The sequence below is a fragment of the Micromonospora sp. S4605 genome, assembly GCF_003176715.1.
In the GTDB taxonomy this organism is placed as follows: Bacteria; Actinomycetota; Actinomycetes; order Mycobacteriales; family Micromonosporaceae; genus Micromonospora; species Micromonospora echinaurantiaca.
Map to the genome: position 1 here is coordinate 1 of NZ_QGSW01000338.1, position 8,539 is coordinate 8,539.

An 8,539-nucleotide genomic window follows, 5' to 3' on the forward strand; every position below is an offset into this window, starting at 1 on the left:
AGCTCTCCACAAGGCTGTTCGTCGGCAGCGTCAGAGGTGTATAAGAGACAGGCGCACACCCCGTCGAGCGTCCTAGGAGGCTAGGTGCTCCTGGTCGGGCGGGGCGACCAGCGGGTCGGCCAGCGACCAGCCGGCCGCCAGCAGCTCCTCGCAGGCGGCGACCGCCCGGGCCAGCCGCCGCTCGTGCGGCCCGCTGAGCTCGACCACCGGCACCCCGCAGCCGGCCAGCTCCGTCCGGAACCGGTCGGTCATCCAGGCCCGCAGGTGCTCGCCGTCGCGCAGCCCGTCGTCGGCGAAGGGCACCCCGACGTGGTCGGTGAGCAGGTAGAGCGCCGGCCGGCGGGCCGCCGCGCGCACCCGCGCGGACGACGAGCCCAGGTAGCGCTCCTCCCAGACGGCGGTCGCCCGGGCGTCGGTGTCGCAGATCAGCAGCGGGCCGCTGGACCGGGCCGCCGCGTCCTCCGCCGCCTGCTGCTCCCGGACCACCTCGGCGAAGTCGTCGCGGTCCCAGCTGACGTCGAAGACGGTGGCCGCCGGGTCGCGCTCGCGCAACCGGGCCAACTTCCGCGCGGTCAACTCCCGGCCGTACTCGGGGACCCAGCGGGTGCCGAAGTGGGCCGCGAGGGCGGCGGCCATCGTCGTGGTGCCGGTCGACTCCGCGCCGACCACCACCACCCGCCGGACGAACCAGGCCCGCACCGGGGCGCTGAGCTGGTCCCAGTGGCCCACCGGGTCCGCGCGCACCGCGGTCCCCGAGACCGGCACCCGCCGCCGCGCGGGATCCACCGCGACGGGTGCGGCGCCGAAGCGCCGGGCCAGCTCGGCGCCGTACGCCTCGGAGGAGAAGACGGCGTCGACCGGCCGGCCGCCCAGCGCGTCGCGGAACACGGCGCAGTGCAGGTCCCACACCGCCGGGTCGGCGTAGTCCACCGGGTGGTCGTCGTACCGGCCGACGAAGCGGACCCACGGGGTGCCGGCGTGCACCTCGCGCAGCCACGCCAGCCGGGCCGCGAGCGGGATCGACTCCCGGCGCGACGGCGCCACCACCACGGTGACCGCGGCGCACCGGGCGGCGGCCGCCCGGATCAACGCGTGGTGGCCGGCGTGCGGCGGGTAGAACTTGCCCACCACCATCCCGTGCCGGAACTCCGGCGTCGCCGGCCCGGTGCCCGACGCGGTCCGCTGCCGGCCGACCGGCACCGCGTCCGCCACGCCGTCGGCGCGGTCCGCTGGGGGCCGCGCCGCCGCCGCGCCATCGACGACCGCCGCCGAGAGCCGGGGCGTCGCTTCGAGCGCGCCGTCGGCGACCGCCGCCGGCGGCCGGGGCGTCGCGTCGGTCATGCCGCCACCGGGGCCGGGCCGGGCGGCACCGGCGTCGCGCTGGCCTGGCGGCGCAGATCCGCCCGCCACTCGCGCAGGCCGAGCACGCAGAGCCCGAGGAAGACCAGGTAGAGCAGCGCGGTGAGGTAGAGACCCTTGTAGGCGTAGAGCGGGATGTAGATCAGGTCAGCGGTGATCCACAGCCACCAGCTCTCCACCCGCTTGCGGGTCTGCCCGTACGTGGCCAGCAGCGAGAGCGCGGTGGTCAGCGCGTCCGGCAGCGGCACGGTGGAGTCGGTGGCCCGGGTCAGCAGTGCCCAGAGCCCGACGGTCAGCGCCAGGCCGGCCGCCGCCAGCGCCCACCACTCCCGTCGACCGGTCCGGCTGACCGTGAGCCGGGAGCGCCGCTCGCCGCCGTACAGCCACGCCCACCACCCGTACAGGCCGAGGGCGACGTAGACGAGCTGGAGGCCGGCGTCGGCGTACAGGCCCGCCGTCCAGAACAGCAGCATCAGCAGCAGCACGTTGACGATGCCGACCGGCCAGTTGGCGATCCGCTGCCGGGCCACCAGCCACACGTTGAGCGCCCCGGTGGCGAAGCCCAGCAACTCGGCCCGGGTGGTGCCGGTGCCCGCCACGGTGAACGCCGTGCCGGTCAGCCAGTCGATCATGCCGCTCCCCTTTCCGCGCGCCCACCCTAGGCGCGCCCGGTCCCCGGGAACAGCCCCCCGCGCCACTGCCCCGCCGGGACGCCGTGAAAGGCTGCCGGCATGGTGCTTGAGGTCGCGCTCATCGACGTACTGCCCGGACACGAGGACGAGTTCGCCGCCGCGTACGCCAAGGGGCATCCCGTGCTCGCCGGCACCCCCGGCTGCCGGTCGGTGCGGATGACCCGGGGTGTCGAGTCGCCGTCCCGCTTCGTGCTGCTGGTCGAGTGGGACTCCGTCGAGGCGCACAACGAGAACTTCCGGGGCAGCGACCGGTTCACCCGGTGGCGGGAGCTGATCGGCCCGTACTTCGCCAACCCGCCGCTGGTCGAGCACTTCGTGGACGTGCCCGCCTGAGGCTGTCGTACCCCCGTTCTAAGGTCCGCTCGCACGCGCCGGTCGCCGGTCCCGACGGGCTCGGGGGCGCCGGGCCCGGTGACTCGCGCGGCGATATCGGTTGATCTTCGACGTCCGTGTCGGTTGACTGGCGTTCATGACGCAGCGGGTGGCCCTGGTGACCGGCGTGAGCCGGCGGATCGGCATCGGCGCGGCGGTCGCCCGCACGCTCGCCGCGGACGGTTGGCGGCTGCTGCTCAGCGGCCTGCCAGAGTTCGACGAGGCGCAGCCCTACGGTGGCGATCCCGACGGCGTGGCGGCCCTGCTGGGCGAGTTGGGCGACGCGGCGGCCTACCAGCGGGCGGATCTGCTCGATCCGGCGGCGCCGGCCGCGCTGGTCGGCGAGGCGGTGCGCCGGCACGGCCGGCTCGACGCGCTGGTGGCGGTGCACGCCTACTCCACGCACACCCCGCTCGGGGCGCTGGACGCCGCTGAGATCGACCGGCACCTGCTGGTCAACGTACGGGCCACCCTGCTGCTGGCCGAGGCGTTCGCGGCGGCGTTCACCGCCGGATCGGATGGCCGGCTGGTGCTCTTCTCCAGCGGTCAGCGCCTCGGCCCGATGCCCGGCGAACTGGCGTACGCGGCGAGCAAGGCGGCGGTGGAGAACCTGACCGTCCAGCTCGCTCCGCTGCTGATGCCGACCGGCATCACCGTCAACTGTGTCAATCCCGGGCCCACCGACACCGGCTACGCCCCGCCCGAGGTCCACGAGGCGGTGGCGCGGCTCTTCCCCGGCGGGCGCTGGGGCAGCCCGCAGGACGCCGCCCGGCTGGTGCGGTTCCTCTGCTCCCCGGACGCCGGATGGATCACCGGTCAGGTGATCGACTCCGAGGGCGGCTTCCGCCGCCACGTGTGACCCGCGCCCGGCCCGCCCGGTCAGCCGGCGGCGCGGCGGGCCAGCTCCGCGACGCTCTCCTCGACCGGCAGGGCCGCGCCGATAAGCCAGCCGGTGATCCGCTCGTACCGGTCGACGTCCGGCGGCGTCACCAGGCGCACGTCGGTGGTCAGCGCCTCCAGCATCACCGTGCGCGGGTCGGCCGGGTCCGGGAACGAGTAGCACGAGTACGGGGTGAGTGGCTGCACGCCCTGCCCGGTGACACCCCGGGGCAGCAGCCGGATCGTCACGTTCGGCAGCTCGGCCAGGTCGATCAGGTGCCGCAGCTGCTCCCGCCACACTTCCGGCGGGGCGCCGGCGGGGTCACAGGCGGCCTCGGCGAGCAGCGCCGTGTACAGCGGTGGTTCGGGGCGGCGGAGCACCTCGTGCCGGGCGACCCGGGCCCGTACGTCGGCCTCGACGTCCACGCCGCCGTCCAGCAGCCGTCCGGCGGCGATGCGCAACCGGGCGTACGCCGGGGTCTGCAGCAGCCCCGGCACCACGGCGGGTTGGTAGTCCACGATGCTCGCCGCGCCCGCTTCCAGTTCCGCGTACGTGCGCTGCCGCTCGCTCATCTCGCCGAGCGCCTTCCACCAGCCCCGGCTGGTGGCCGCGTCCCGGGCGATGACGATCAGCGCGTCCCGCTGCGTCGCCGGTACCTGGTAGATGTCCAGCAGGTCGAGCACGTCGGCGAGGTCCGGCCGGCTCTGCCCCAGCTCGATGCGGGACAGCTTGGAGGTCGAGGCCCAGCCCAGCCGGTCGCAGACCTGTTCCAGGGTGAGTGCCTCCCGCCGGCGCAGTTGGCGCAACTCGGCGCCGAGCCGCGCACGTCGAATGACCGGACTCGTTGGCAACGGCATCCCCGCCTCCCCACCGAGGGAGAGTACGCAGGACGGTCACCCAGCGCAATACCATGCTCGCTCACCGCAATCACCGCTCCCCGTCCACCCGGCTGGCGTCGCGCCTCGCCGCTGATCCGGTGGCGGCCGGCCGCCGGACCGGCCGCCATCGGGTCAGGGCCGGTACGTGCCGAAGGACCAGACGTTGCCGGCCAGGTCACGGGCGGTGTAGTCGCGGGAGCCGTAGTCGGTGTCGAACGGCTCCCGGACGATCTCGGCGCCGGCCGACCGGGCCCGGGCGCAGTGCGCGTCGACGTCGTCGACCGCCACGTAGACCGACCAGTCCTCGTCCCCCGGCCGGGGTCGCGGGTCGGGCAGCTCGCCCACCATGATCATGCCGGTGTCCAGGGTGAGTTCGGCGTGCGCCACCGAACCGTCGGGCGCGTCGTGCCGGGCGTGCACGGTGAAGCCGAAGGCGGCGCAGAGCCAGTCGATGGCCGAGCGGGCGTCCGGGTAGCGGAAGATCGGATAGATGGTTCGCATGCGCCGAGTCTGCCGCCGACGCGGTCACCCCGGATTGGACGAATGTGACCCGAGCGCGGTCGGGGTGTCGCCGGCGAACTCCCGGAAGTCGCGGATCAGGTGGGACTGGTCGTAGTACCCGCAGCGGGCGGCGATCTCGGCCCAGCCGCCCGCCAGCGGACCGGCGGACCCGCCCCGACCTCCCGGGCCGCGACCGGTCGCACCGCCCGGGTCGCCTTGACCGCTCAGGCCGGTCCCGCCGCTCAGGCCGGCCGCGCCACTCAGGCCGGCCGCGCCACTCAGGCCGGTCCCGCCACTCTGGCCGGTCGCACCGCTCGGGCCGGTCGCACCGCTCGGGCCGGTCACGCCGCTCTGGATGGTCGCGTCGCTCGGGCCGCGCTGAGCGGCCGCCGGGTCGACGGCGAGGGCCGACCCGGCGGTCAGGGTCGCGTAGGCCCGCTGGAAGCGGAGCAGCCGGGCGGTGGTCTTCGGCGTCAGCCCGACCTCGTCGCGGAACCGGGCGGCCAGGTGCCGACGGCTCCATCCCAGCTCGCCGGCGAGGGCGCCGACGGCGACCTGGCCACCGGTCTCGGCGAGCCGCCGCCACGCCCACGCCAGCCGCGCGTCGACCGGTTCGGTGGTCGCCAGCCGGGCCGCCAACGCGGCGTCGAGCAGCGCGAACCGGGCCGGCCAGTCGGTGGCGGTGGCCAGCCGGACGCGGAGCCGGTCGAGCCAGCCACCCGGCAGCGCCGCCACCCCCACCGCCCGATTGGTCAGTTCGGCCAGCGGCAGGCCGAGGATCCGCCGGGCGGCCAACGGGGCCAGCAGCAGCTCCACCCCCTCGCCGACGCCGACCAGGCGGGTGGTGCAGGGGCCGTCGAACGTGCCGGCGACGAAGGAGTCCACCCGGTGGGCGCCCCGGGCGGTGTCCCGCGGGTCGACCACGTCCAGCGGGGCGCCCCAGCCGAGGATGACCACCACGAAGGCGCCGGCCACCTCCCGGCGGACCAGCGGCAGCGCCGCCCGCTCCCGATAGCCGATGTAGCGGTCGACGAAGGGCCGCAGCCGGGCGTCGGGCGCCCCGAGGACGACCTCGTCGACAGCTGCCTCGACCGCGTCCATCCCCGACCGCCCGTCCTGTCGACCCGACGACCGCCCGCGCGTCACTTCACGCCGGCGGCGTCCATCCCCCGCAGTTCCTTCTTCAGATCGGCCACCTCGTCGCGGATCCGGGCGGCCAGTTCGAACTGCAGCTCCCGTGCGGCGGCCAGCATCTGGTCGTTCAGCTCCTGGATGAGCTGGGCCAGCTCGGCCCGGGCCATGCCCTCACGCGCGGGTGCGGCGCCGCCGGCCCGGCCGCGGCTGCGGGTCTCCTTGACCGGAGCCTTGCCGCGGGAGAGTTGCCGCACCGCGCCGCCGACCCGGGTGTTCTGCTCGGTGTCCTCCGCCTCGCGGTAGATGTCGTCGAGGATGTCGTGGATCTTCTTGCGCAGCGGCTCCGGGCTGATCCCGTGCGCCTCGTTGTGCGCGATCTGCTTGGCCCGCCGGCGGTTGGTCTCCTCGATCGCATCCGCCATCGACGGAGTGATCTTGTCGGCGTACATGTGCACCTGGCCCGAGACGTTCCGGGCCGCCCGGCCGATGGTCTGGATCAGCGACCGGCCGCTGCGCAGGAAGCCCTCCTTGTCGGCGTCCAGGATCGCCACCAGCGACACCTCGGGCAGGTCGAGACCCTCCCGCAGCAGGTTGATGCCGACCAGCACGTCGTAGTCGCCCTTGCGCAGCTCGCGCAGCAACTCGACCCGGCGCAGGGTGTCCACCTCGGAGTGCAGGTAGCGCACCCGGATGCCGTTCTCGAGCAGGTAGTCGGAGAGGTCCTCGGCCATCTTCTTGGTCAGCGTGGTGACCAGCACCCGCTCGTCCCGCTCGGTACGCAGCTTGATCTCGTGCATGAGATCGTCGATCTGCCCCTTGGTCGGCTTGACGATGACCTCCGGGTCGATCAGGCCGGTCGGCCGGATCACCTGCTCGACGAACTCGCCCTGGGACTGCTCCAGCTCCCACGGCCCGGGCGTGGCGGAGAGGAAGACCATCTGGCCGACCCGCTCCAGGAACTCGTCGAAGCGCAACGGCCGGTTGTCGGCCGCGCTGGGCAGCCGGAAGCCGTGGTCGATGAGCATCCGCTTGCGGGACGCGTCGCCCTCGTACATGCCGCCGATCTGCGGGATGGTCACGTGCGACTCGTCGACCACGGTGAGGAAGTCGTCGGGGAAGTAGTCGAGCAGGCAGTGCGGCGGGCTGCCGGGCAGCCGGCCGTCGATGTGCATCGAGTAGTTCTCGATGCCGGAGCAGAAGCCGACCTGGCGCATCATCTCGATGTCGTACGTGGTGCGCATCCGCAGCCGCTGCGCCTCCAGCAGCTTGCCCTGCCGCTCCAGCTCGGCCAGCCGCTCACCCAGCTCGGTCTCGATGTCGCGGATCGCCCGCTCCATCCGCTCCGGCCCGGCCGCGTAGTGCGTGGCGGGGAAGATCAGCAGGTGGTCGACCTCGCGGACCACGTCGCCGGTGAGCGGGTTGAGGTAGTAGAGCTTCTCCACCTCGTCGCCGAACAGCTCGATCCGGACGGCGAGCTCCTCGTACGCCGGGATGATCTCCAGCGTGTCGCCGCGGACCCGGAAGGTGCCGCGGTTGAAGGCCATGTCGTTGCGGGTGTACTGGATGTCGACCAGGCGGCGCAGCAGCTGGTCGCGGTCGAGCTCCTGGCCGACGGCGACCCGGACGGCCCGGTCGAGGTACTCCTCCGGGGTGCCCAGGCCGTAGATCGCCGAGACGGTGGCCACCACGATCACGTCGCGCCGGGTGAGCAGCGACATGGTCGCCGAGTGCCGCAGCCGCTCCACCTCCTCGTTGATTGAGGAGTCCTTCTCGATGTAGGTGTCGGTCTGCGGGATGTACGCCTCGGGCTGGTAGTAGTCGTAGTACGAGACGAAGTATTCGACCGCGTTGTGCGGCAGCAGCTCGCTGAACTCCTTGGCCAGCTGCGCGCAGAGCGTCTTGTTGGGCGCGAGCACCAGCGTCGGCCGCTGCAACCGCTCGATCAGCCACGCGGTGGTGGCGCTCTTGCCGGTGCCGGTCGCGCCGAGCAGCACCGTGGCGCGGTCGCCGCCGCGGACCCGACGCTCCAGATCGTCGATCGCGGCCGGCTGGTCGCCGGCGGGCTGGAACTCGCTGACGACCTGGAACCGGCCGTCGAGACGGGGAATGTCGAGCGCCATGACCCCAACGGTACGCCGGGGGTCCGACACTCCGCGGCGACTACGGTCGGTCCCTGATCGGCTTCGATATTCCCATTGTGTGGCCCATCTCACCCGGCTAGGCTCTTCGTGTAGGCCGCTCGCGGCGGCCGACCGGGCCGGTGGCCAGGCCGTCAACGGCCGGGCCCGCCCCCGGCACCGGGGTCGCAGCACCCGGTCCGTCCGGCGTGCGCACCCGTGTGGTCGCGCGTGACGCGCAGACCGGCCGCCGCGAGCGCCCCTGCCCGTCACCCCCGCCTTCCGGCCGCTGACCGGCGGCACAGCCCGCACCCTGACGTCGGGCCGGCCAGGCTCGTCACCCCGGCCCGCTCCGGCCCGTTCAACTACCTGTGGAGACCTCACGACCGGCGCGCAGCCGCGACGCCGACGGCAGGCCCGACGACAGCCACCAGCCTCCGCCCAGCGGCCAACACCCCGACCACGCCGTACCGGCCGAGTCGGCCGGCCGTTGGACCGGGCTCCTGCGCCGTGGCGGAGCCCGCCGCCACCGCGACCCGGCGCCCGCCGCTACCGAGGCCGTGACGCCGGGCACCGCCCCGCAGCCCGACGACCCCGCGGCCGCCC

The 8,539-nt window shown here is 74.1% G+C and carries 8 protein-coding genes; 2 read left to right on the forward strand and 6 right to left on the reverse strand.

The features are described 5' to 3' along the window. Positions 1 to 72 precede the first annotated feature (72 nt). Both DLJ47_RS29365 and pnuC read right to left on the reverse strand, forming a co-directional pair. Positions 73 to 1,341: an AAA family ATPase gene (locus tag DLJ47_RS29365; protein WP_233258077.1), complete on the reverse strand. Its 1,269-nt coding sequence runs from the start codon at positions 1,339 to 1,341 to the stop codon at positions 73 to 75. Then, entirely contained in the window at positions 1,338 to 1,991 is a 654-nt protein-coding gene (gene pnuC, locus DLJ47_RS29370) for a nicotinamide riboside transporter PnuC (RefSeq protein WP_109904817.1), read from the reverse strand. The genes DLJ47_RS29365 and pnuC overlap by 4 nt, the downstream gene beginning before the upstream one ends. A gap of 99 nt (positions 1,992 to 2,090) precedes the next feature. Here pnuC and DLJ47_RS29375 point away from each other — a divergent pair, with 99 nt between their 5' ends. Then, a complete protein-coding gene (locus DLJ47_RS29375) occupies positions 2,091 to 2,384 on the forward strand; it encodes an antibiotic biosynthesis monooxygenase family protein (RefSeq protein ID WP_088992865.1) in 294 nt (97 codons plus the stop codon). Positions 2,385 to 2,520: 136 nt separating this feature from the next. Then, positions 2,521 to 3,282: an SDR family oxidoreductase gene (locus DLJ47_RS29380; protein ID WP_109904819.1), complete on the forward strand. Its 762-nt coding sequence runs from the start codon at positions 2,521 to 2,523 to the stop codon at positions 3,280 to 3,282. A 20-nt stretch (positions 3,283 to 3,302) separates the two neighbouring features. On the opposite strand, the gene DLJ47_RS29385 is transcribed toward DLJ47_RS29380, so the two are convergent. The 4 genes from DLJ47_RS29385 to uvrB form a co-directional block, all read right to left on the reverse strand. Then, positions 3,303 to 4,160 carry a helix-turn-helix domain-containing protein gene (locus DLJ47_RS29385; RefSeq protein WP_109904821.1) on the reverse strand — a complete coding sequence of 286 codons (858 nt, stop codon included), beginning with the start codon at positions 4,158 to 4,160 and terminating at the stop codon, positions 3,303 to 3,305. Positions 4,161 to 4,313: 153 nt separating this feature from the next. Next, positions 4,314 to 4,682 (reverse strand): VOC family protein, encoded by a 369-nt coding sequence (locus DLJ47_RS29390; RefSeq protein ID WP_109904823.1) that lies wholly within the window; start codon positions 4,680 to 4,682, stop codon positions 4,314 to 4,316. A gap of 24 nt (positions 4,683 to 4,706) precedes the next feature. After that, positions 4,707 to 5,783, reverse strand: a complete 1,077-nt coding sequence (locus DLJ47_RS37220; RefSeq protein ID WP_146228219.1) for a helix-turn-helix domain-containing protein — start codon at positions 5,781 to 5,783, stop codon at positions 4,707 to 4,709. Positions 5,784 to 5,824: 41 nt separating this feature from the next. Further along, positions 5,825 to 7,936 carry an excinuclease ABC subunit UvrB gene (gene uvrB, locus DLJ47_RS29405; RefSeq protein WP_088992860.1) on the reverse strand — a complete coding sequence of 704 codons (2,112 nt, stop codon included), beginning with the start codon at positions 7,934 to 7,936 and terminating at the stop codon, positions 5,825 to 5,827. Positions 7,937 to 8,539: the final 603 nt, after the last annotated feature.